We start from the raw sequence: 759 nt of genomic DNA, 5'->3' as shown, positions 1-759 counted from the left end.
ACCTCAGCCACCTCCGATAAGAGACCGTCCCACACCTCGGCCTGAACGCGCACTTTGTAGTTGCCGGGCTTTAAGTCGTGCACGACCCACTCGCACTTCATGTTTGCAAGCCGCTCTTTCTTTACTTCGTGACCCGGCTCATGCCATTCAATCAGATACTGCTTGGCGCTAGCCACCGCGCCCCACGATATCTTGGCCGACATTCTGGCACCGTAGTCCGCGAGTGCTTCAATGCGTAGCGCGCTTGGCGCGGCAATCGGCACGTAAGCTTGATCGGTCTTGTCAGTCGACGCCGCATTGTCGACGAGCGCGAACTTTTCTGGCGCATGCCGCGTCGCCGTGATCGTGAAAGACGTTCCGTCATGCGATTCAGATACGCTGACCACGCGATACAACTGCCGTACCTCGGCTGCCGGTTGAATCGTCCATGCGGCACCACAAACCGGCGTCTGCAAAAGTGGCCTGCAAGGTGTGACCTCCGCGCCGTGCGCACTCTCAATTTCCACGCGCTGAATCTGCGCATCCGGCAGCATCAACGTGAGATAGTCCCCGCAAAGCGCTTGCACCTCGCGGTCCAGGATCACATGGCCTGTCTCGCTCACCGCCTTGACACGCCCACCGGCCGAACGCTGCGAGCGCAACGGATCGGCAATCTCTATAACCTGTCCGGGAAGTGCAAGCGCCCCATCGAGCCCGACGCCGAATGTCACCGTATCGGTCTCTAGGCGCGATGTATGGAGCAACCAATGGCCTGCGCGT

The 759-nt window shown here is 59.9% G+C and carries 1 pseudogene; it reads right to left on the bottom strand.

Features of this window, described 5'->3' with window-relative positions:
* Nucleotides 1-710 (bottom strand): annotated as a pseudogene (locus QCE79_RS33220) (hypothetical protein); the annotation flags it as partial.
* Between the last annotated feature and the right edge of the window lie 49 nt (nucleotides 711-759).

Origin of the sequence: Caballeronia sp. LZ003 (assembly GCF_031451465.1) — a bacterium.
Classification (GTDB): domain Bacteria; phylum Pseudomonadota; class Gammaproteobacteria; order Burkholderiales; family Burkholderiaceae; genus Caballeronia.
The sequence above is the reverse complement of the archived record's forward strand: the minus strand, read 5'-3'. Positions and strand labels throughout refer to the sequence as shown.